The organism is Nocardioides pyridinolyticus (assembly GCF_054653575.1).
Genome location: NZ_BAAIFY010000019.1, coordinates 24,807 through 46,877 on the forward strand (window position 1 = coordinate 24,807; position 22,071 = coordinate 46,877).

16 protein-coding genes are annotated in these 22,071 nt (G+C 72.3%); 12 read left to right on the forward strand and 4 right to left on the reverse strand.

Annotated features, from left to right (window positions below; translation table 11 throughout):
- Window positions 1–39: 39 nt before the first annotated feature.
- Together sucB and lpdA are read right to left on the reverse strand one after the other, a co-directional pair.
- Window positions 40–1,779: a 2-oxoglutarate dehydrogenase, E2 component, dihydrolipoamide succinyltransferase gene (gene sucB, locus ACYQ0U_RS16020; RefSeq protein ID WP_459974673.1), complete on the reverse strand. Its 1,740-nt coding sequence runs from the start codon at window positions 1,777–1,779 to the stop codon at window positions 40–42.
- Window positions 1,780–1,824: 45 nt separating this feature from the next.
- Complete coding sequence (gene lpdA / locus ACYQ0U_RS16025; RefSeq protein ID WP_459974675.1) at window positions 1,825–3,204, reverse strand: dihydrolipoyl dehydrogenase; 1,380 nt, start codon at window positions 3,202–3,204, stop codon at window positions 1,825–1,827.
- An 82-nt stretch (window positions 3,205–3,286) separates the two neighbouring features.
- Between lpdA and ACYQ0U_RS16030 the strand changes: the two genes are divergently transcribed.
- Window positions 3,287–3,655 (forward strand): hypothetical protein, encoded by a 369-nt coding sequence (locus ACYQ0U_RS16030; RefSeq protein ID WP_459974677.1) that lies wholly within the window; start codon window positions 3,287–3,289, stop codon window positions 3,653–3,655.
- Window positions 3,656–3,886: 231 nt separating this feature from the next.
- Here the strand turns inward: ACYQ0U_RS16030 and ACYQ0U_RS16035 are convergent, their stop codons facing one another.
- On the reverse strand, window positions 3,887–5,389 hold the full coding sequence (locus ACYQ0U_RS16035; RefSeq protein WP_459974678.1) for a leucyl aminopeptidase: 1,503 nt from the start codon (window positions 5,387–5,389) through the stop codon (window positions 3,887–3,889).
- A gap of 43 nt (window positions 5,390–5,432) precedes the next feature.
- Between ACYQ0U_RS16035 and gcvT the strand changes: the two genes are divergently transcribed.
- The 9 genes from gcvT (at window position 5,433) to ACYQ0U_RS16080 (ending at window position 14,097) form a co-directional block, all read left to right on the forward strand.
- Complete coding sequence (gene gcvT, locus ACYQ0U_RS16040; protein WP_459974680.1) at window positions 5,433–6,536, forward strand: glycine cleavage system aminomethyltransferase GcvT; 1,104 nt, start codon at window positions 5,433–5,435, stop codon at window positions 6,534–6,536.
- 1 nt (window position 6,537) lies between these two features.
- Window positions 6,538–6,795, forward strand: coding sequence for a hypothetical protein (locus ACYQ0U_RS16045; RefSeq protein ID WP_459974682.1), 258 nt, complete (start codon window positions 6,538–6,540; stop codon window positions 6,793–6,795).
- 42 nt (window positions 6,796–6,837) lie between these two features.
- Window positions 6,838–8,289 carry a SigE family RNA polymerase sigma factor gene (locus ACYQ0U_RS16050; protein WP_459974684.1) on the forward strand — a complete coding sequence of 484 codons (1,452 nt, stop codon included), beginning with the start codon at window positions 6,838–6,840 and terminating at the stop codon, window positions 8,287–8,289.
- 24 nt (window positions 8,290–8,313) lie between these two features.
- Window positions 8,314–9,144, forward strand: a complete 831-nt coding sequence (locus ACYQ0U_RS16055; protein ID WP_459974686.1) for a PhzF family phenazine biosynthesis protein — start codon at window positions 8,314–8,316, stop codon at window positions 9,142–9,144.
- Window positions 9,145–9,154: 10 nt separating this feature from the next.
- Window positions 9,155–9,949 (forward strand): thymidylate synthase, encoded by a 795-nt coding sequence (locus ACYQ0U_RS16060; RefSeq protein WP_459974688.1) that lies wholly within the window; start codon window positions 9,155–9,157, stop codon window positions 9,947–9,949.
- A gap of 8 nt (window positions 9,950–9,957) precedes the next feature.
- Window positions 9,958–10,428 (forward strand): dihydrofolate reductase, encoded by a 471-nt coding sequence (locus ACYQ0U_RS16065; protein WP_459974690.1) that lies wholly within the window; start codon window positions 9,958–9,960, stop codon window positions 10,426–10,428.
- A 123-nt stretch (window positions 10,429–10,551) separates the two neighbouring features.
- Window positions 10,552–11,478, forward strand: a complete 927-nt coding sequence (locus ACYQ0U_RS16070) for an LLM class F420-dependent oxidoreductase (protein WP_459974692.1) — start codon at window positions 10,552–10,554, stop codon at window positions 11,476–11,478.
- 26 nt (window positions 11,479–11,504) lie between these two features.
- The gene (dapA, locus tag ACYQ0U_RS16075; protein WP_459974693.1) at window positions 11,505–12,401 is read left to right on the forward strand and encodes a 4-hydroxy-tetrahydrodipicolinate synthase; all 897 of its coding nucleotides are present in this window, start codon (window positions 11,505–11,507) and stop codon (window positions 12,399–12,401) included.
- A gap of 10 nt (window positions 12,402–12,411) precedes the next feature.
- Complete coding sequence (locus tag ACYQ0U_RS16080; RefSeq protein WP_459974695.1) at window positions 12,412–14,097, forward strand: ribonuclease J; 1,686 nt, start codon at window positions 12,412–12,414, stop codon at window positions 14,095–14,097.
- Between the two features lie 106 nt (window positions 14,098–14,203).
- On the opposite strand, the gene ACYQ0U_RS16085 is transcribed toward ACYQ0U_RS16080, so the two are convergent.
- Window positions 14,204–17,299 carry a M4 family metallopeptidase gene (locus ACYQ0U_RS16085; protein ID WP_459974697.1) on the reverse strand — a complete coding sequence of 1,032 codons (3,096 nt, stop codon included), beginning with the start codon at window positions 17,297–17,299 and terminating at the stop codon, window positions 14,204–14,206.
- A 291-nt stretch (window positions 17,300–17,590) separates the two neighbouring features.
- Here ACYQ0U_RS16085 and ACYQ0U_RS16090 point away from each other — a divergent pair, with 291 nt between their 5' ends.
- Together ACYQ0U_RS16090 and ACYQ0U_RS16095 are read left to right on the forward strand one after the other, a co-directional pair.
- Window positions 17,591–20,221: an FtsK/SpoIIIE family DNA translocase gene (locus tag ACYQ0U_RS16090; protein WP_459974699.1), complete on the forward strand. Its 2,631-nt coding sequence runs from the start codon at window positions 17,591–17,593 to the stop codon at window positions 20,219–20,221.
- Window positions 20,218–22,053: a helix-turn-helix domain-containing protein gene (locus tag ACYQ0U_RS16095; RefSeq protein WP_459974701.1), complete on the forward strand. Its 1,836-nt coding sequence runs from the start codon at window positions 20,218–20,220 to the stop codon at window positions 22,051–22,053. The genes ACYQ0U_RS16090 and ACYQ0U_RS16095 overlap by 4 nt, the downstream gene beginning before the upstream one ends.
- The last annotated feature ends 18 nt before the right edge of the window (window positions 22,054–22,071 follow it).

Genomic DNA, 22,071 nt, shown 5'->3' on the forward strand with positions numbered 1-22,071 from the left:
TCAGCTGAGACAGCGCCGACTCGGCATGACGAGAGGGGCTCAGACTTCGAACTGGCCGGCCTCCAGGCGCTGCTTCACGTCCTGCAGGAAGCGGCCCGCGTCGGCGCCGTCGACCAGCTGGTGGTCGTAGGTGAGCGCCAGGTAGACCATGTGACGCACCGCGATCGTCTCGCCGAGGTTCGGGTCGTCGATCACGACCGGGCGCTTGACCACCGCGCCGGGGCCGAGGATCGCGACCTGCGGCTTGTTGATGATCGGGGTGTCCCAGAGGGCGCCGACCGAGCCGAGGTTCGTGATCGTGAAGGTGCCGCCCGACAGCTCGTCCGGACCGATCTTGTTGGTCCGGGTGCGCTGCGCGACGTCGGCGATCTTCTTGGCCAGGCCCGCGATCGACAGGTCGCCCGCGTCCTTGATCACCGGGGTGATCAGGCCCTTCTCGGTGTCCACCGCGAACGCGACGTTCTCCCGGTCGTAGTAGGTGATCTCGCCGGCCTCGGTGTCGATCGTCGCGTTCAGGGCCGGGTGGCTCTTGAGCGCGTCGATCGCGGCCTTCGCGAAGAACGGCAGGTACGACAGCTTCACGCCCTCGCGCGCCAGGAAGTCGGCCTTCACCGACTCCCGGAGGCGGGCGATGTTCGTGACGTCGACCTCCACGACCTGCGTGAGCTGCGCCGAGGTCTGGAGCGACTCGACCATCCGGCTCGCGATGATCTTGCGCAGGCGCGAGATCTTCTCGGTGGTACCGCGCTTCGGGTCCGGCGTGGCGGGCGCCGGGGCCGACGGGGCCGCAGCCGCCGCCGGGGCGGCCGACGCGGGCTGCTGCTTCTGCGAGGCGGCGTCGAGGACGTCCTGCTTGCGGATCCGGCCGCCGACACCGGTGCCGGTGACGCTCGCCAGGTCGACGCCGTGCTGCGCGGCCAGCTTGCGCACCAGCGGGGTGACGTAGCCCGGGCCGTCGCCACCGCCGACCGGCTCGGACTGCTCGGACTGCGCGGACTGCGCGGACTGCGCGGGCTGCTCCTGAGCGGGCTCCTGGGCGGGCTCGGGCTTCTTCTCGGGCTCGGGCTCCGGCTCCTTCTCGGGCTCCGGCTCGGGCTCGGGCTCCTTCTCCTCCTGGGCCGGGGCGGCGTCCGCGTCGCCGATCGTCGCCAGCTCGGCGCCGACCTCGACCGTCTCGTCCTCCTGCACCTTGATCTCGAGCAGCGTGCCCGCGACCGGGGAGGGGATCTCGGTGTCGACCTTGTCGGTGGAGACCTCGAGCAGCGGCTCGTCGACCGCCACCTCGTCGCCGACCGACTTCAGCCACCGCGTCACCGTGCCCTCGGTCACCGACTCGCCCAGCGCGGGCAGCGTGACCGACGTACCGGAACCGCCCGAGGACGGCTTCGCCTCGGCGGCCGGCTTCTCGGCCTCCTCGGCGGCGGGGGCGGGCTCCTCGGCGGCCTCGGGCTCCGCGGCCTTCTCCTCCTCGGGCTCCGGCTCCTGCTCCTGCTCGGCGGACTCGCCGCCACCGGAGTCGCCGGAGTCGCCGGAGGACTCACCCTCGTCGCCGATCAGCGCCAGGACGGCGCCGACCTCGACGGTGTCGTCCTCGTTGACCTTGATCTCGAGCAGCGTGCCCGCGACCGGGGAGGGGATCTCGGTGTCGACCTTGTCGGTGGAGACCTCGAGCAGCGGCTCGTCGACCGCCACCGTGTCGCCGACCTGCTTCAGCCAGCGGGTGACGGTGCCTTCGGTGACGGACTCGCCGAGCGCCGGCAGGTTGACTTCGGTGGCCATGGAGTTCCTTCGCTTCTCTTCAGTTTCGGGTCAGGTCTTCGGGGATCAGGAGTGTGCGTGGAGCGGCTTGCCGGCGAGCGCGAGGTGCGCCTCGCCGAGGGCCTCGTTCTGCGTCGGGTGGGCGTGGACGAGGGGAGCCACGTCCTCGGGGTACCCCTCCCAGTTGTAGATGAGCTGGGCCTCGCCGACGAGCTCGCCGACACGGTCGCCGACCAGGTGGACGCCGACCACCGGGCCGTCCTTGCGCCGCACGAGCTTCACGAAGCCCTGCGTCTTGAGGATCTGGCTCTTGCCGTTCCCACCCAGGTCGTAGGTGATGCTCTCGACGCCGTCGGCACCGAACCGCTCGGCGGCGGCGTCCTCGTTCAGGCCCACCGACGCGACCTCGGGGTGGGAGTAGGTGACGCGCGGGATGCCCGCCTCGTCGACGGGCCGCGGGTCGAGACCCGCGATGTCCTCGGCGACGAAGATGCCCTGCTGGAAGCCGCGGTGCGCGAGCTGGAGGCCGGGCACGATGTCGCCGACGGCGTACACGCCCTCGACGTTGGTGCGGCAGCGTTCGTCGGCCAGGACGAACCCGCGGTCCATCGCGACGCCCTGCTCGTCGTAGCCGAGGCCCTCGGTGACCGGGCCGCGGCCGACGGCCACGAGCAGCAGGTCGGCCTCGATCACGTCACCGCCCTCGACGGTCACGGCGACACCGGTGTCGGTGTGCTTGACGCTCTGGAACGGGGTGCCGGTGCGGAAGGCGATCTTGCGCTTGCGGAACGCCCGCTCGAGCGCCTTCGAGGACGCCTCGTCCTCGACCGCGAGCAGCCGGGGGAGCGCCTCGACGATCGTGACCTCGGCGCCGAAGGAGCGCCACACGCTCGCGAACTCGCAGCCGATCACGCCGCCGCCGAGCACGACGACCGACGACGGCGAGGTCTCGAGCTTCAGCGCCTGCTCGGAGGTGATCACGCGCTCGCCGTCGATCTCGAGGCCGGGGAGGCTGCGCGAGTAGGAGCCGGACGCGAGCACGACGTGCTTGCCGGTGTAGGCCCGGCCGTCGACGGTGACCTCGCGCGGGCCGGTGAGCCGGCCGGCGCCCTCGACGACCGTGATGCCGCGGCCCTTGATGAGGCCGGTGAGGCCCTTGAAGAGCCGCTGGACGACGCCGTCCTTGTAGGCGTTCACGCCCGCCATGTCGATGCCCTCGAGGCTCGCCCGGACGCCGAACTGCTCGGACTCGCGGGTCTGGTCGGCGACCTCGGCCGCGTGCAGCAGCGCCTTGGTCGGGATGCAGCCGACGTGGAGGCAGGTGCCGCCGAGGTTGCCCTTCTCCACCAGCCCGACGGTCAGCCCCAGCTGGGCCGCACGGAGGGCGCAGGCGTAGCCGCCGGAGCCGGCGCCGAGGATGAGCACGTCGAAGTCGGGATCGGCCACGGGCCCATCCTTGCACTTCTGGTCAACGTGTCCACGCCCGACCTCCTACGCCTCGGTAGCGTCAGGAGGCACACTTGTCCCCATGTCGTTCATGGACCGGTTCCGGCGCAGCGCGGGCACGAAGATGCGGGGCCCCGCGAAGGATGCCTACCGCATCGGCTCGACCCGCGTCCGGGCCTCGGACGCGACCGACGTCGAGCACCTCCAGACCTGGGTCTCGCAGCGTCGCGGGGTCGAGGGGTTCGTCGAGCCGCGCACCGCGGTCAGCGACGTGACGCTGCTGCTGGTCGCGCACGACGGCGAGTGGACGCGCCGCCGGGTCCCGTCGGTCGCCTGGGCGCACGACTTCTGCAACCGCTTCCAGATCCCGTCGTACGACGCCGCGGTCGTCGGCATCCCGCAGCGGATGCGCGACTACAACCGCCGCAAGAAGCTCGAGGGCGGGCTGTAGGCCGGGTCCGACCCAGGCCACCGCGCGTGGTCCTCGACGGCGAGGCGGCGGGGGCCGGCCGCTGCCGATTCATCACGGTAGGCAGGCCAGTCCGCGCTCCCCGGGGTGGGTATGCCGAGGGGAGTGCCGATCCATCTGCCTACCGTGATGAATCGCCGCCGGCGAGCAGCCCCCCACCGACGAGTCGACCGCCCGGAGGCGACCCCCCGCCTGCTCGGCGGGCGAGCAGCCCTACTTCTCCGCCGACATCGTCCGGGCGAAGTCGACCAGCGTGGCGACGGCGACGCCGGTGCCGCCCGGGGTGACGTGACCCCACGCGCCGCCGGAGTTGAACGACGGGCCGGCGATGTCGAGGTGCGCCCACGGGAGACCGGCGGTGAACTCGCGGAGGAAGGCCGCCGCGAAGAGCCCGCCGCCCCAGCGGACCCAGTCGTGCTGGGCCAGGTCGGCGATCTTGCTGCTGTGCACCCGCTCGGTCATCTGGTCGGGGATCGGCATCGGCCACATCTCCTCGCCGGCGGTGCCGGCGGCGGCGAGCACGGCGTCGACGACCTCCTCCGAGCCCATGACGCCCGAGACGCGGTCGCCGAGCGCGACGACCATGTGGCCGGTGAGCGTCGCGACGTCGAGGATGACGTCGGGCTTCTGCTCGGTCGCACGGACGAGGGCGTCGGCGAGGACCAGCCGGCCCTCGGCGTCGGTGTTCGAGATCTCGACCGTGGTGCCGCCGTACTGCGTCAGCACGTCGCCGGGCCGGGTCGCCGCGCCGGAGACCATGTTCTCGGCCATCGGCGCGTAGGCGGTGACCTTGATCGGCAGGCCCAGGGTCGCGATGGCGTAGGTCGCCTGCACGACCGCGGCCGCGCCGGCCATGTCGGACTTCATCTCGTGCATGCTCTGCGCGGGCTTGATGGTGAGGCCGCCGGAGTCGAAGGTGATGCCCTTGCCGACCAGCGCCAGGTGCCTCGTGGCGCCCTTGGGGGAGTAGCGCAGCTCGACCAGGCGGGGCGGGGCGGACGACCCGGCGCCCACACCGAGGATGCCGCCGCAGCCGAGCCGCTCGAGCTCCGCCTCGTCCAGCACCGTGATCGCGACCTTCGGGGCGCCGCGGCCCTTGGTGAGCTCCTTGGTGGCCTCGGCGACCGCGTCGGCGAACTTCGGCGGGGTCAGGTCGCCCGGCGGCGTGTTCACCCAGTCGCGGGTGGCCGCGACCGCCCGGGTCACCACGCGCGCCTCCTCGAACGCCGTGACGACGTCCTTCTTCCGCGCGGCGGGGCTGAGCACGACGACGTCGCCCGGAGCGTTCTTCTCGGACTCCTTCTTGTACGCCGTGAAGGTGTAGGCGCCGAGCTCGTAGCCCTCGGTCACCGCGCGCACCAGCTCGGGGGAGTCGGCCGGCAGGGCCAGCGCCACCGAGGCCGCGTTGGTGACCGAGCGGGCGGCGACACCTGCCGCGCGGCGTACCGACACGGCGTCCTCGGTCTTGCCCAGGCCGACGAGGACCAGCAGCGCGGACGAGATCGCACCCGACGTCGGCACCTTGACCGACTCGCCCGCCTTGCCGGTCACCCCGAGCGAGGAGAGCAGGGGCCGCAGCTTGCGCCCGTAGGCCTTGCCGACGTCGGCGCCGGCGTCGGTCAGCGCCGGCCCGTCGGAGGTCTGGAGCACCCCGACGACCACGGCGTCGCATCGGGTCTTGGCGGGGCTGGCGCTGCGCAAGGTGTACGAGGTCACCGGGGCAGGATAGGTCAGGCGATCGTCAGGTAGGTTCCGAGCCATGGCCGAGCTCCTCCAGTCTCCCCTCCACGACCGGCACGAGGCACTCGGTGCGAAGTTCGCGGAGTTCGGCGGCTGGTCGATGCCGATCGAGTACGCCGCCGGCGTCGTCAAGGAGCACACCGCGGTCCGCGAGTCGGTCGGGATCTTCGACGTCAGCCACCTGGGCAAGGCCAGCGTGACCGGCCCCGGCGCGGCCGACTTCGTCAATCGCACCCTCACCAACGACCTGGGCCGGATCGGGCCGGGCCGGGCGCAGTACACGCTCTGTTGCGACGACGCGACCGGCGGCGTCGTCGACGACCTGATCGCCTACCTCTACGCCGACGACCACGTCTTCCTCATCCCGAACGCCGCCAACACCGCGGAGGTCGTGCGGCGGCTCCGCGCGGAGGCCCCGGACGGCGTCGAGGTCACCGACCGGCACCACGAGCTGTTCGTGATCGCCGTGCAGGGCACGAAGTCCGACGAGGTGCTCGACGCGAGCGGGCTGCCGACCGGCCACGAGTACATGTCGTTCGCGGAGGCGCCCTTCGAGGGCGAGACCGTCGTGGTATGCCGCACCGGCTACACCGGCGAGCGCGGCTACGAGCTGGTCGGTCCGAACGCCGTCGCCGGCGCCCTCTGGGACGCGCTGCTCGCGGCCGGCGAGCCGTACGGCGTCCTGCCCTGCGGGCTCGGCGCGCGCGACACCCTGCGCACCGAGATGGGCTACCCGCTGCACGGCCAGGACATCTCCCTCGACGTCACGCCGAACCAGGCCCGGCTGGGCTGGGCGGTCGGCTGGCAGAAGGAGGCGTTCTGGGGTCGCGAGGTGCTGGCCGCCGAGCGGGCCGAGGGCCCGAAGCGCGTGCTGCGCGGCCTGGTGGCCACCGGGCGCGGCATCCCGCGCCCCCACATGGGCGTCAGCCTCACCGCGGACGTGCTGCTCGGTGAGGTCACGTCCGGCACGTTCTCGCCCACGCTGCGCAAGGGCATCGGGCTCGCGCTCGTCCCGTCGTTCGTCGACCCGGAGGCCCAGGTCGGCGTCGACATCCGCGGCCGCCGCGAGATCTTCCAGCTGACCAAGCCGCCGTTCCTCGAGCCGTCCGTCCGGGAGTCCTGACATGAACCTGCCCGACCAGCCGTCCACCGTCCGCCCGCCCTCGGCCGCCGACCGGCCGTGGTGGTGGCGCCTAGAGAACGCCGACGGTGCGGAGGTCGAGGTCACCGGCGACCTCGCGGGACAGCGGTTCGCCTCCCAGGCCGACGCCGAGTCCTGGGTCGGTGAGACCTTCACCGACCTCGTGGCCGAGGGCGTCGACGGCGTCACGCTCTTCGAGGGCGAGCGCCGGGTCTACGGACCGATGTCGCTGCACGCATAGGCACGCCTGACCTTCCCGTCCTTACCCGGCCTAGCCTGAGACATGGCCGAGGACGGCGCCGACTTCGCCGCGTACGTCGCCGCGCGCTGGTCGGACCTCGTGCGCACGGTCGTGCTCGTCGGCTGCCCGCGCAGCCACGCGGAGGACGTCGTGCTCGACGGCGTCGCCCGGTGCAGCGGCGACTGGGAGCGGGTGCTGCGGACCGACGACCCCGAGGTCCACGTCCACCGCGCCGTCGTCCGGGCCTGGCGCCAGCGGAGGCGGCTGCCCGCCGAGCCGCCCCCGACCGACGAGGTCGCCGAGCTCGAGCCGCTCCTGGCCGGCCTGACGCCGGAGCAGCGCGAGGTCCTCGTGGTGCGCGCGCTCTCCGGGCTGGCGCCCGACCAGGTCGCCGACGTGCTCGACACGAGCGAGGACACCGCGCGCAGGACCGTCCCGGGCGCGCCTCGCGACGAGGCCGTGCGGCACGCGGCGGCATCGGTCGAGGTACTGCCGGCGCCGTACGCCCACGTGACCGAGCGCGCCCGCGGCCAGCGCCGCCGGCGCCGCCGGATCGTGCTCGGCTCCGTGGCCGCGGGTGCCCTCGTGCTCGGGCTCGCGACGTGGGCCGGCGCCGCCCTGTCGCGCGAGGGCGTGGGGGAGCGGCCGACGCGCCCCGAGCGGGTGCTCAGCCCCGCCTCGATCGCGTGGTACGCCGAGGGCCGGCTGCACCTGCGCGAGGTGACCGTGCCGATCCCCGGCGTCACGGACCTCGTCGCGGTCGGCGACACCATGGTCTACCTCGACGAGGACGGCGTCGTCGGCCAGGTGTCGCCCGACGGCGACGTGGTCGAGGTCGGCCTCGCCCTCCCGGGCGCGCAGCTGCTCGGCGCGACCGACCACGGCTGGGCGGCGTGGGTGGAGCCGGGCGACCCGGAGGCGCGGCTGGTCGTGTGGGACGTCGCCCACCGGGTCGAGGTCGGCGGGCTGCCGGTGGAGGAGTCCGTGCGCCCGATCGCCCTCGACCAGGGGCTCGTCCAGTTCAGCACCGCGAGCGGCGACTACGCGTGGGACCCGCCCGACGCCGACCCGTACCGGCTGCCGCCGACGGGACTCATCGACCAGGCGTCGGCCACGCGGGTCTTCCAGCGCGAGCAGCGGATCGAGATCGTGCAGCCCCTCTTCGGCCTGAGCTTCCTCCGCGCCGGCGAGGGGGCCCAGCTGTCCTTCGGCGGCCGCTACGTGCTCAGCCGGGCGCCCGGGAGCACCGACGCTCGCGGGGCGTGGGAGCCGTTGCTCTACGACAGCCGGACCGGCGAGGCGATCGACCCCGGCGTCGCGCCGGGGGAGAGGGTCGTCGCGGGCGGCTTCACCCCGCTCCAGGAGGTCGCCTACCTGGTGGTCACCGGCGACGAGGAGCTGCTCCTGCTGCGCACCTGCGAGCCCGGCTCCGGCGCCTGCCAGGACGTCGCGCCGGTCGCGACCGGCGGCGACCCGGTGCTGCTCGCCGAGTAGGCCCCGCTGGATAGCGTCGGGCGCATGAGGTTCAGCCAGGTCGACGTCTTCTCCGCGCAGCCCCTGCTCGGCAACCCGGTCGCGGTCGTCCACGCCGCCGACGGCGTCACCGACGAGCAGATGGCGGCGTTCGCCCGCTGGACCAACCTGTCCGAGACGACGTTCCTGCTCACGCCCACCGACCCCGCGGCCGACTACCGGCTGCGGATCTGGACGCCGGGCGGCGAGCTGCCGTTCGCGGGGCACCCCACGCTCGGCAGCGCGCACGCGTGGCTCGAGGCCGGCGGCGTACCGGCGGGGGAGGACGCCCAGGACGTGATCGTGCAGGAGTGCGGCGCGGGCCTGGTGCGCATCCGGCGCGGCGAGCGCCTCTCGTTCGGCGCACCGCCGCTGACCCGCTCCGGCCCGGTCGACGATGCCGACCTGGCCGCGATCGGCGCCGCGCTCGCGATCCCGCGGGCCGACATCGTCGACAGCGCCTGGATCGACAACGGCCCCGGCTGGGTCGGCGTGCTGTTGCGCGACGCCGAGGCGGTGCTCGCCGTCGAACCGGACTGGGCGGCCTTCGGCGACCTCAAGATCGGCGTCGTCGGGCCGTACGCCGACGGCCCGCTCGCCGCCGAGCTGCGCGCGTTCCGTCCCGGCTACGGCATGCCGGAGGACCCGGTCACCGGCTCGCTCAACGCGGGCGTCGGGCAGTGGCTGGCGGGCCGCCGGCTGCCCACGTCGTACGTCGCCTCGCAGGGCACCGCCCTCCAGCGGGCCGGCCGGATCCACGTCGAGCTCGTCGGCGACCAGGTCTGGGTCGGCGGCGACACGCGCACGACCATCACGGGAGAGGTCTCGCTGGACTAGGGTCGGTCTCGTGCAGCAGTACCTCGACCTCCTCCAGCGCGTCCTCGACGAGGGCGTCGAGAAGGGCGACCGCACCGGCACCGGCACGCGCTCGGTGTTCGGCCACCAGATGCGCTTCGACCTGACGGCCGGCTTCCCGCTGGTCACCACGAAGAAGATCCACACCCGCTCGGTCTTCGGCGAGCTGCTCTGGTTCCTGCGCGGCGACACCAACGTCAAGTGGCTCCAGGACCGCGGCATCTCCATCTGGGACGAGTGGGCCGACGAGAACGGCGACCTCGGGCCGGTCTACGGCTACCAGTGGCGCTCGTGGCCGGCGCCGGACGGCCGGCACCTCGACCAGATCGCGCAGGTCGTGGCCGACATCCGGGCCAACCCCGACTCGCGCCGGCTCATCGTCTCCGCCTGGAACGTCGCCGACATCCCGGAGATGGCGCTCGCGCCCTGCCACGCGTTCTTCCAGTTCTACGTCGCCGACGGCCGGCTGTCGTGCCAGCTCTACCAGCGCTCGGCCGACGTGTTCCTCGGCGTCCCGTTCAACATCGCGTCGTACGCCCTGCTGACCCACATGGTCGCCCAGGTGACCGGCCTCGAGGTCGGCGACTTCGTGCACACGCTGGGCGACGCCCACCTCTACCTCAACCACCTCGAGCAGGCGCGACTCCAGCTCACCCGCGAGCCGCGGCCGCTGCCGACGCTGGTGCTCGACCCGTCGGTGAGCGAGCTCGACGCCTTCGATCTCGAGCACATCGCGGTCGAGGGCTACGACCCGCACCCGGGCATCAAGGCGCCGATCGCGGTATGAGGGTCGGCATGAGGGTCGTGCTGGTCGCCGCGGTGGCGCGCAACGGCGTCATCGGCAACGGCCCCGACATCCCGTGGAAGATCCCGGGGGAGCAGGCCGACTTCAAGCGGCTCACCATGGGCCACACGCTCGTCATGGGGCGGACGACGTACGAGTCGATCGGCCGACCGCTCCCGGGCCGCACCACCATCGTCCTCACCCGCGACCCGTCGTGGTCCGCCGAGGGCGTGCTCGTCGCGCACTCCCTCGACGAGGCCCTCGCCCGGGCCGCCGACCTGCCCGGCGACGTCATGGTCGTGGGCGGCGCCCAGGTGTACGCCGACGCGCTGCCCGTCGCCACCGAGCAGGTCATCACCGACGTGCCGCTGGAGCCCGACGGCGACGTGCTCTACCCGGCGTACGACGCCGACGACTGGGTCGAGTCGGCGCGCGAGGCGGGCGACGGCTACGAGCGCGTCTTCCTGCGCCGCCGGGGCTGAGCGGGCTCGGCGCCGCTCGCTGTAACGCCGGGTTATCTGCTGTGCCCACCGGGTTGCAGCACCGTGGGTACAGTGAGTAACCCGGCGTTACAACGGCTTGGACGCGCCTGACAGGCTGACGCCATGGAGCTGAGAGTCTTCACCGAACCCCAGCAAGGCGCGACCTACGACGGCCTCCTCGCGGTGGCGCGGGAGGCGGAGACGCTCGGGTACGGCGCGTTCTTCCGGTCCGACCACTACCTGACGATGGGCGGCGACGGCCTGCCCGGCCCCAGCGACGCGTGGGTGACGCTGGCCGGCCTGGCGCGCGACACCAGCACGATCCGGCTCGGGACCCTGATGACCAGCGCGACGTTCCGCCTGCCCGGCCCGCTGGCGATCTCGGTCGCCAACGTCGACCAGATGAGCGGCGGACGTGTCGAGCTCGGGTTCGGCGCCGGCTGGTTCACCGAGGAGCACACGGCGTACGGCATCCCGTTCCCCGGCACGCGGGAGCGGTTCGACCGGTTCGAGGAGCAGCTCGCGATCGTCACCGGCCTCTGGGCCACGCCGGAGGGGGAGCGGTTCTCCCACGACGGCACGCACTACCAGCTCACCGACAGCCCGGCGCTGCCCAAGCCCCCCCAGGCGAAGCCGCCGATCCTCATCGGCGGGCTCGGCAAGAAGCGCACGCCCGAGCTGGCGGCGGCGTACGCCGACGAGTTCAACCTGCCGTTCGTCGACCTCGACGTCATGAAGGCGCAGTTCGCGCGCGTGCGGGAGGCCTGCGAGCGCGCCGACCGCGACCCGTCGAGCATGCGCTGGTCCAACGCGCTCGTCGTCTGCGTCGGTGCCGACGAGGCGGAGGTGGAGCGGCGCGCGGCCGCCATCGGCCGCGACAAGGACGAGCTGCGGGAGAACGGCATCGCCGGCACGCCCGACGAGGCGATCGAGAAGATCCGGGCCTACGGCGACCTCGGCGCCGAGCGCGTCTACCTCCAGTTCCTCGACCTCGCGGACCTCGACCACCTCCGGCTCGTGGCCCACGAGGTGATGCCTCACGTCGGGTGAGGACACGGAGCGATAACCTGTAGGACATGACCGCCGCGCCCACTGCCCCGTTCGGCCACGTCCTCACGGCGATGGCCACCGCCTTCAAGGCGGACGGCTCGGTCGACCTCGAGGGCACCGCGCGGATCGCGACCCACCTGGTCGACCACGGCCACGACGGCGTCGTGGTCTCGGGCACGACGGGCGAGTCGCCGACCACCACCACCGAGGAGGACGGCGCGATCCTGGCGGCGGTCAAGGACGCGGTCGGCGACCGCGCGAAGATCGTGGCCGGCGTCGGCACCAACTCCACCGCCCACTCGATCGAGCTCGCCGAGCAGGCGGCCAAGATCGGCGCGGACGGCCTGCTGCTGGTGACGCCGTACTACAACAAGCCCGGCCAGGGCGGCGTGCTCCACCACTTCCGCTCGGTGGCCGAGGCGACCGACGTGCCCGTCATGCTCTACGACGTCCCCGGCCGCACGGGCACCCAGATCGCGCTCGAGACCTACGAGCAGGCGATCCGGTGGGACAACGTCGTCGCGGTCAAGGACGCGGTCAACGACTTCGCGCGCGGCGTGAAGCTGACCGAGCTCGGCTACGCCGTCTACTCTGGCGACGACGCCTGCAACCTCGGCTGGCTCGCGCACGGCGCGGTCGGCTTCGTCTCCGTCGTCGGCCACGTCGCGGGCGACGAGACGCGGGCGATGGCCGAGGCCTTCTGGGCCGGCGACCACACCAGGGCCCTCGAGATCTTCACGCGGCTGCTCCCCGCGATCGACGCCGTGATGGGCGTCCCCAACTACGGAGCGACCACCGCCAAGGCAGCCCTCCAGCTCCTCGGCGTGCTCGACAACCGCCACGTGCGCGGCCCCCTGGTGCCGCTCGACGACGACGAGGTGGCCGCCCTGCGAGCTGGGCTCGCGGCCTCCGGCCTCCTGTAAAGGACAGACATTGAGTCACCCCCACCCCGAGCTCTCCGAACCGGCCGCACTGCCTGAGGGGGGCCTCCGGGTCATCCCCATGGGCGGGCTCGGCGAGGTCGGCCGGAACATGACCGCCTTCGAGTACGACGGCCGGCTGCTCATCGTCGACTGCGGCGTCCTCTTCCCCGAGGACCACCAGCCCGGCGTCGACCTGATCCTCCCGGACTGGAGCTCGATCCGGGACCGCCTCGACACCGTCGAGGCGCTGGTGCTGACCCACGGGCACGAGGACCACATCGGCGCGACGCCGTACCTCCTCCGCGAGCGGCAGGACATCCCGCTGGTCGGCTCCGAGCTCACGCTGGCGCTGCTGGACTCCAAGCTGCGCGAGCACCGGCTCCGCGAGACCGTGCACCACAAGGTGCGCGAGGGCGACCGGCTCCGGCTGGGCCCGTTCGACCTCGAGTTCGTCGCGGTCAACCACTCGATCCCGGACGCGCTCGCGGTCGCGATCCGCACCGGCGCCGGCATGGTGCTCCACACCGGCGACTTCAAGATGGACCAGCTCCCGCTGGACGGCCGGATCACCGACCTGCGTGCGTTCGCGCGGCTGGGGGAGGAGGGCGTCGACCTCTTCCTCACCGACTCGACCAACGCCGAGACCCCGGGCTTCACGCCGGCGGAGAAGTCGATCACGCCGGTCATCGACCAGGTCTTCCGCGACTCCCAGCAGCGCATCATCGTGGCCTGCTTCGCCTCGCACGTGCACCGGGTCCAGCAGGTCATCGACGCGGCCGTCGCCCACGACCGCAAGATCGCGTACGTCGGCCGCTCGATGGTCCGCAACATGGCGATCGCCCGCGACCTCGGCTACCTCGAGGTCCCGGCCGGCGTCCTCGTCGACGCCAAGGAGCTCGCGGACCTCCCGCCCGAGCGCCAGGTGCTGATCTCGACCGGCTCGCAGGGCGAGCCGATGTCGGCGCTGTCGCGGATCGCGCAGCGCAACCACAACTTCGTGCACATCGAGGAGGGCGACACCGTCCTGCTCGCCTCGAGCCTGATCCCGGGCAACGAGAACGCCGTCTACCGGGTCATCAACGGCCTGGCCCGCTGGGGCGCCCGCGTCGTGCACAAGGGCAACGCGCTCGTGCACGTCTCCGGCCACGCCAGTGCCGGCGAGCTGCTCTACTGCTACAACATCGTCAAGCCGCGCAACGTCCTGCCGGTCCACGGCGAGATCCGGCACATGCTGGCCAACGGCGCGCTCGCCACGGCCACGGGTGTCGAGAACGTCGTCATCGCCGAGGACGGCGTGGTCGTCGACCTGGTCGACGGCGTCGCGGCGATCGCCGGCAAGGTCGAGTGCGGCTACGTCTTCGTCGACGGCTCCTCGGTCGGCGACATCACCGAGTCCGACCTCAAGGACCGCCGGATCCTCGGCGAGGAGGGCTTCATCTCGGTGATCGTGGTCGTCGACTCGGTCAGCGGCAAGGTCTCGGCCGGCCCGGAGATCCACGCCCGCGGCTTCGTCGAGGACGAGCACACCTTCGACGAGATCAAGCAGCCGATCGTCGACGCCCTCGACGCCCAGATCCGCGAGGGCAACACCGACTCCTACCAGCTCCAGCAGACCGTCCGCCGCGTCATCGGTCGCTGGGTCAGCAACACCCACCGCCGCCGCCCGATGATCATCCCGGTGGTCATCGAGGCCTGAGCGGGCGGCTGCCGGCGAGGCCGTCGTCAGCAGCAGGAACAGCGTCGGCGCCGTCCCACCCGGCCGGGTGGGGCGACGCCGACGCCTCTTGCCTACGGGGTGTGGACTACCTCTTCCTCACGACCCTCACCGTGAACCTGTCGCGGCTCGGCTCGGACGATGCGTTGCCGAGGTACGTCGCCACGAGCCGGTGCCTGCCGACCGCGAGGACCTTCTTCACGATCACCTGGGCAGTGCCGTTCGGCTTCAGCCTGGCCGACCCGAGAACCGTACGGCCCTTCACGACCTGCACCTTGCCGGTCGGGTCGTCGTCGCCGGTGACCTTGATCCTGACCTTGAAGGCGTCGCCGCGCTTGACCGGGTTGGGCTTGACCGACGTGACCTTCGTCGTCGTCGCCGACGGGGTGGCCTGCTCGCAGACCGTGACCTCGAGATCGTCGACGTACCAGCCGTCGACGCCGTTGCAGCCGTCCCGACCGAAGTCGAAGCGGAACTGCACGAGGTCGCCGGGGTGTGCCCCCATCCTGCCGAGGCTGATGACCGACGTGCCCCAGGACCCGGTCGGCTCGCCGCCGTCCGTGCCGGTGAAGGCGGTCTGTCCGGCGAGCGGGTTGCTGTTGCCCTCGGCTGCCGCAGCCAGGTGGCCCTGCGGTCCGTTGAGCAGCCAGGCGGCCGCCGGAATCTCGACGTAGTCGCCTCCGTTGATGCTGACCTTGACGTTGCCGCCGTCCCAGGTCGTCTCGCTCGCCATCAGGTGGTCGAAGGAGAGCCGCGGCTGGTACCCGTCGGGCACCTCGATCTCCGGGCTGATCAGACCGTCGCGCGAAGACTCGTCCTCCTCGTCACCCGCGCAGCTTCCCGTTGTCGGGTCGGCGGCGTAGGCGACGTTCGAGGCCGGGTGCTCGCCGGCGTCGCCGGGCAGGTCGGTCGTCAACGGGAGGTCGTCGGTCGTCACCCACGGGTGGTGGACGGCGCCGCCGAGATCGGGGAACCCGACGCCCGCGTAGTTGCCGAACTCGAAGTCCTGCTCCCAACCCTCGAGGCCGTCCTCGAAGTCCTCCGACCAGGTGGTCACGGACTCGAATCGAGCACCGCAGTCGACGTCGCCCTGCTCGAGCATCGGCTGGAAGTTGCACTGCACGGGCGGAACACGCAGCTCGGTCTCCGCGATCGCGTCGGCCACCGCGGCGCAGTCGGCCGCAGTGATCGGGTCGGCCGCCGCCGGGGTGGCCGCACCGTCGGAGCCGTCCGGCTCCGTCGGGTTGCCGAGCGTGACCGCGTTGATCGGGTCGCCCTGGAGGTCGGTGCACGAGGCCTCGAGGCCGTCGGCCAGGTTCTCGAAGTCCGAGATCGGCGTCAGGTAGTTGGTCTGCGTGTGCCAGAACAGGTTGGCGGCCTTGTCCAGACCGATCGCGGCGACGCCCGACGGCTCGTAGCCGTCGACCATGATCGCGAAGGTCCGATTGACGACGCCGGAGTTGGTGTGGACTCCGCCGTTGTCGTCGACGTCGCAGTGGTACTCCGCGTCCGAGACCTGCCCCGGGTCACCGAAGCAGTTCGGGTTCCACATGTCGCGGATCGCCCCGCCGAACGCGGGATCGGACTCGCCGGACAGCCACCGGTAGGTGTCGTCGACCGCGTTGGGATCCTCGAGCCGCTCGATCGTCATCGTGACCGGGCCCTCGGCGGACTCGACGTCGTCACCTCGCTCCGTCGTGATCATGAAGCCCGGGATGTCCGCGGTGCCCGACATCGACACCAGCCCGTCCTGGTTGTTGCCCACGACGATGCCCAGGGCGCCGTTGGCCTCGGCGTTGTCGACCTTCTGCTGGAAGGTGCAGAAGCCACGTTCGACGTAGACCCAGTTGCCGGCGACTGCAGCGGCGTTGTCGTAGGGGGTGCTGCAGCCGTTGACCGCGGTGTCGCCGGCGTCCGGGTCCTCCGCGTCCTGGGCCACGACGACGTCGACCGTCCGACTGCCGGTGAGCTCCGGGCCGAAGGCCGCGGGAGCCGCCTCGCACGGACCGGCGATATCGGCCGGTGCGTCGATGGTGACCCCGAGCTCGTACGAGGCAGGCTGGTAGATCGAGCACTTGCCGGGCTCGCGCAGCGTCGGGTCGTCCTGAGTCTCGCCACCCTCGTTGTGGCGGGTGTTGAGCATGTCGACCACCTCGCCCCAGATGTCGGAGTAGGCCTCGTTCATCGCTCCGGACTGCCACTGGTAGATCAGGCCGGAGGTCGACTCGGTGTAGGCGTGGCCCCACTCGTGCGCCACGGTGTCGTCACCGGTGACGCCGGTGCAGTAGTTCGTGGTCACGCCGTTCCAGTTGGCGTTCGGGCACTCGATCGTGGGGTCGTTGTTCACCGTGATCATCTGGCCGCCGGCGCCGTCCCAGGCGTCGTAGCCGAACGTGTTCATGAACATCCAGTAGGCCTCGGCCGTACCGAGCAGCTCGCTCTGCTGGTCCTCGTCGAGCGCGCCGGGGAACGCGTCTCCCTCGCTCCAGACGAGGTGCTCAGGGTCGTAGGCCTCCTCGTACAGCTCCCGGTCGAGGGCGTGGGCCATCATCGACCAGCGGTTGAGGTACTTGCCGGTCTGGGCGTCGAGGATCACGGTCTCGCGGACCGTCGATCGGTTCCAGACCTCGACCACCCACGCGAGCTTGTTGGCGCCGGCGATGCCGCGCGTCGAGCCCATCCGGTAGACCGAGAGCTCGGTGGAGCGGGCCTCGAGGCCGTGAGCGGCCGGCTCCGGCAGCGCCGACTCGTGGCCACTGGGCCGAGCGCGCACCATGCGGATCGCGCGCTCGGTCGCCTCGGACTCGCTGATCCGCGGGCTGGTGCTGAGGTTGATGTGGGGAGCGACGAACCCGGTGACGGCGCTGAGCCGGCCCTGGCGGTCGACGTGCGCCTTCAGCTCGCCGGCGAAGACCGGGAGGCCCTGGTAGGTCTGGTCGTAGGTGATCGACCAGCCGTACCGGTCGGTGAAGACCTCGCTCCGGTCCAGCTGGGCCGCCGTCGCCCCGAAGGCGAGCGCGTAGGTGTCGACGTACTGGTCGGCCTTGGCCAGCGCCTCGGCACGGGAGTCGGCGGCCACGCTGGGCAGCAGGTCCCCGCGCGGCGTCGTCGCTCGCACGAGGCCGACCTTGCCGGTCGCCGAGTCGGCGCGGACGGCGACCTGGCCGTCTGCCGTGGTGCGCATGCGTTGTACGAGGGTGGTGTCATCGGGGGCGGAGGCGCCGGACGCTGCGGTCTGCAGCGCCGGGACCGCCGCGAGGCTCGTGCCTACGAGTAGCAGGCCGAGCCCCTGGAAGAGGGGTCGCACAGGGAGGTCCTTCCGAGAGCAGGATGACGTGAGATCTGACTCACGTGGAGTGGAACCCTAGGCCTGTAGGCGCGAGCGGTCCAGAGGTGAGCTCGCGCGATCCGGGGGCCAAGACACGCGCTCCTGTGATACGTGTGACGGGAGTGACTGCTGCGTAGGGTGGACACCATGGCGACCCGTACGTCTTCCCCGCCGGGGTCGCGGAGCAAGAGCACGTCCACGACACGCAGCACCGGCAGTTCCTCGTCGCGGAGCTCGAGCACCCGATCCCGGAGTACCAGCCCCCAGCGCAAGCCTGCCTCGACGAGCTCGCGGAGCACGGCGAAGCGCAAGCCTGCCCCGCGGAAGACGACGCGCCGACCCGCGCCGCGGGCGGTCCGCAGCGGGCCGGGACCGGTCGCCCGCCTGTTCACCGCGCTGTTCCACGGCGCGGCCGCGGTCTGGCTGGCCGTCGCCCACGGCGTCGGCGCGGTGGCCCGCAGCGTCGGGCACACCGCCCGCGACCTGGAGCCGGAGCACCGCCGCGACGGCGTCGGGCTGTTCCTGCTCGGCATCGCCGTCGTCGTCGCCGGCGCGGTCTGGTGGCAGCTGCCCGGGTCGGTCATGGACGCGGCGCGCACCGTCGTCGCGGGCTCGGTCGGCAAGGTCGGCTTCCTGGTCCCGCTCGCGCTGCTCTTCGTCGGCTGGCGCACGATGCGCGATCCCGAGCACAACGGCCCGGTCGGTCGCCAGGTCGTCGGGTGGACGGCGTTCGCGTTCGGCCTGCTCGGCATGGTTCAGATCGCGGCGGGCAACCCGCAGCCCGAGCTGGGCGACACCTCCGACCTGCGCACCGCCGGTGGCGCGATCGGCTACGTCGTCTCGAGCCTCCTGCTCGACCTGCTGCGCTCCGAGTACATCGTGATGCCGATCCTCGCGCTGCTCTGCTTCTTCGGCGTCCTCATCATCACCGCGACGCCGCTCTACCAGGTGCCGGCCAGGCTGGCCGAGACCCGCGACCGGCTGCTGGGCCGTGAGCTCCCCGAGGAGGACGCGGACGCCACGCAGCCGGCCCGGGCGACCAGGAGCCGCCGCAAGCCGGCCGCGGACGAGACCGGCGAGATCGACCCGGAGATGGGCGACCCGGCGTACGACAGCCCGGTTCTCGCCGACCGCGAGATCCGCAAGCGCAAGAAGCGCCTGGAGACCACCGACGACGGCCTCGACATCTTCGCCCCGGAGGCGGCGCCCGCGCCGGTCAGCCCGGACCTGGTGGAGACGAGCACCGAGCTCGAGCCCCCGCCGCACACCCCGCTGCCACCGCGCGTCGAGCAGCTCGCGCTGTCCGGCGACATCGCCTACACGCTGCCCGGCAACGACGCACTCAAGCCGGGCTCGCCGCACAAGGCGCGCTCGAAGGCCAGCGACGACGTCGTCGAGCGGCTGACGCAGGTGCTCGAGGAGTTCTCGATCGACGCGCAGGTCACCGGCTACACCCGCGGCCCGACGGTCACCCGCTACGAGGTCGAGCTCGGCCCGGGCGTCAAGGTCGAGAAGATCACGAACATCCAGAAGAACATCGCGTACGCCGTCGCCTCGGCCGACGTCCGGATCCTCAGCCCGATCCCCGGCAAGTCGGCGGTCGGCGTCGAGATCCCCAACGTGGACAAGGAGATCGTCTCCCTCGGGGACGTGCTCCGCTCGAACACCGCGCGCGGCGACCACCACCCGATGGTGGCCGGCCTCGGCAAGGACGTGGAGGGCGGCTTCGTCGTCGCCAACCTCGCGAAGATGCCGCACCTGCTGGTCGCCGGTGCCACCGGCTCGGGCAAGTCGTCGTTCATCAACTCGATGATCACCTCGATCCTCATGCGGGCCACGCCCGACGAGGTGCGGATGATCATGGTCGACCCGAAGCGGGTGGAGCTGAACGCCTACGAGGGCGTCCCACACCTGATCACGCCGATCATCACCAACCCGAAGAAGGCCGCCGAGGCGCTCGCCTGGGTCGTGCGCGAGATGGACCTGCGCTACGACGACCTGGCCAACTTCGGCTTCCGGCACATCGACGACTTCAACAAGGCCGTCCGGGCCGGCAAGGTCACGCTGCCGCCGGGGAGCGAGCGCGAGCTCGCGCCGTACCCCTACCTGCTCGTGATCGTCGACGAGCTCGCCGACCTGATGATGGTCTCGCCGCGCGACGTCGAGGACTCGGTCGTCCGGATCACCCAGCTGGCCCGTGCCGCCGGCATCCACCTGGTGCTCGCGACGCAGCGGCCCTCGGTGGACGTCGTCACCGGTCTGATCAAGGCCAACGTGCCGTCCCGCCTGGCGTTCGCGACCTCGTCGCTCGCCGACAGCCGGGTCATCCTCGACCAGCCGGGTGCGGAGAAGCTGGTCGGCCAGGGTGACGGCCTGTTCCTGCCGATGGGAGCCTCGAAGCCGGCGCGCATCCAGGGCTCCTGGGTCTCCGAGGCGGAGATCGCCCAGGTGGTCAAGCACTGCAAGTCCCAGCTGGAGCCCACGTACCGCGACGACGTCACCGCCCCCGCGGCCAGCAAGCGCGAGCTCGACGACGACATCGGCGACGACCTGGACCTCGTGGTGCAGGCGATCGAGCTGGTCGTCTCGACGCAGTTCGGCTCGACGTCGATGCTGCAGCGCAAGCTCCGGGTCGGCTTCGCCAAGGCCGGCCGCCTGATGGACATCATGGAGAGCCGTGGCGTGGTCGGGCCCAGCGAGGGCTCGAAGGCCCGCGACGTGCTCGTGAAGCCCGACGAGATCGATGCCGTGATCGCGACCCTCCAGGGGGAGATGTGACCAGCCTGATCGAAGAGAAGACCGACGAGCAGCAGTCCCCGGTCGAGGTCCGGGCCGATGCCCGCCTCGCCGGCGGAGTGGGCGTGGTCGCCGCGATCGTGGCGCTGGCCTACCTGACCCGCGCCATCGGCGGCGGGGGCTGGCTCGACTGGGCTCTCGCCGTCGTCGTCGGCGCCATCGCGGCCGCGCACCTCCAGTCGCTGCTGGACGCGCGCGTGCCGCTGCTCGTCGTCGACGAGCAGGGCGTGCGGCTGCGCCGCGGGCGCACGTGGCACGGCCTGCCGTGGGCGGACATCGAGCACGTCGAGGTCGAGCCGCGCGGCGGCCTGTTCCGCGACGGCAGCGTTGTCCTGGTCCCGCGCGACGCCGACGCCCCGACCCAGGCCGTCCGGCTGTCGCTCTCGACCTGCGTGGTCGGCGACGACGGCGACCTGGTCGCGACGCTCGAGCAGCTGGCCGACCACCCCGGGCAGGTCGTCGAGCTCGGCGAGGTCGTCGAGGTCGACGAGGCCGGCGAGGTCGACGAGGCCGGCGAGGTCGTGCCCGAGGACCTCGAGGAGTGGGACGAGGAGTACGCCGACGATCTCGAGCTCGCCGACGAGCTCGACGAGGAGTCCGGCGAGGCGGACGAGCACCACGTGACCCGGCACGACCCGCGCCCCACGATCGCCCGGGGGATCGGCTTCCTGGCCGACCGGCTGACCCTGCGCCGCGACACCGCCCCCCAGGCGGCGCCGGTCGCCGAGGAGGCCGCGGAGGAGGCCGCGGAGGAGGCCGCGGAGGAGGCCGCGGAGGAGGCCGCGGAGCCCGAGCCCACGGTCGCGCTGCCCCCGATGGTCGCCAGCGCCACCCCGCTCCCGCTGCGCGACGCCGTGACCGGCGTGCGCTCCGAGGTGCGGTTCGAGGGCGCGGCGGCGCTCAAGCGGGACCCGATCGAGGACGAGCACGTGGCTCGGTTGGACCTCCCCGAGGCGCGCCAGCTGCGCCGCCCCGGCAGCGTCGACCTGGTCGAGGAGCCGCTCGACCTCGAGGGGACCGTCGTCTGGAGCGACCGGATCAGCCCGATCGCCCGCGAGGGCCACCCGGTCGAGCCGCTGGTGATCGACGACCTCGCCCCGGCCCCGGCCGTCGACCCGGTCATCGGACCGGAGCTGACCGCGGCCCGCACCCGGCTCTCGCTGAGCGTCGACCAGCTCGCCGACCGCACCCGCATCCGCCCGCACGTGATCGAGTCGATCGAGGTCGACGACTTCGCCCCGTGCGGCGGCGACTTCTACGCCCGCGGCCACCTGCGCACGCTGGCGCGGGTCCTCGGCGTCGAGGCCGCACCGCTGCTGGCGGCGTACGACGAGCGGTACGCCGACGCCCCCATCGACGCCCGCCGCGTGTTCGAGGCCGAGCTCGCCACCAGCGAGGGCGGCCCGATCCGGAGCACCCGGGGTGGTCCGAACTGGTCGGTGCTCGTCGCGGCCGTGATGGCCGTCGTCCTCGCGTGGTCCATCGCCCGGCTGATCATGGACAGCCCGATCGAGCTGCACGCCAAGCCGGTGCTCAACGGCTCGCCGTCCAGCGCCGCGAAGGTCGGCCCGCCGGTCCCGGTGGTGCTCGACGCCGGCTCGGGCGGGGCGCACGTGGTGGTCCGCGACGGGGCCGGGCAGATCGTCTTCAACGGCGACCTGGCCTTCGGCGACTCGCAGACCGTCGAGGCCGCTCCGCCGGTCCGCATCCAGTCCTCCGACGGCGGCCTCGTGGTCACCGTCGACGGCCAGGACCGCGGCCCGCTGGGCGCGCTCGGCCAGCCCGCGCAGAACACCTTCGCCGCCGCCGAATAGGCCCCGGCACCGGCCGGT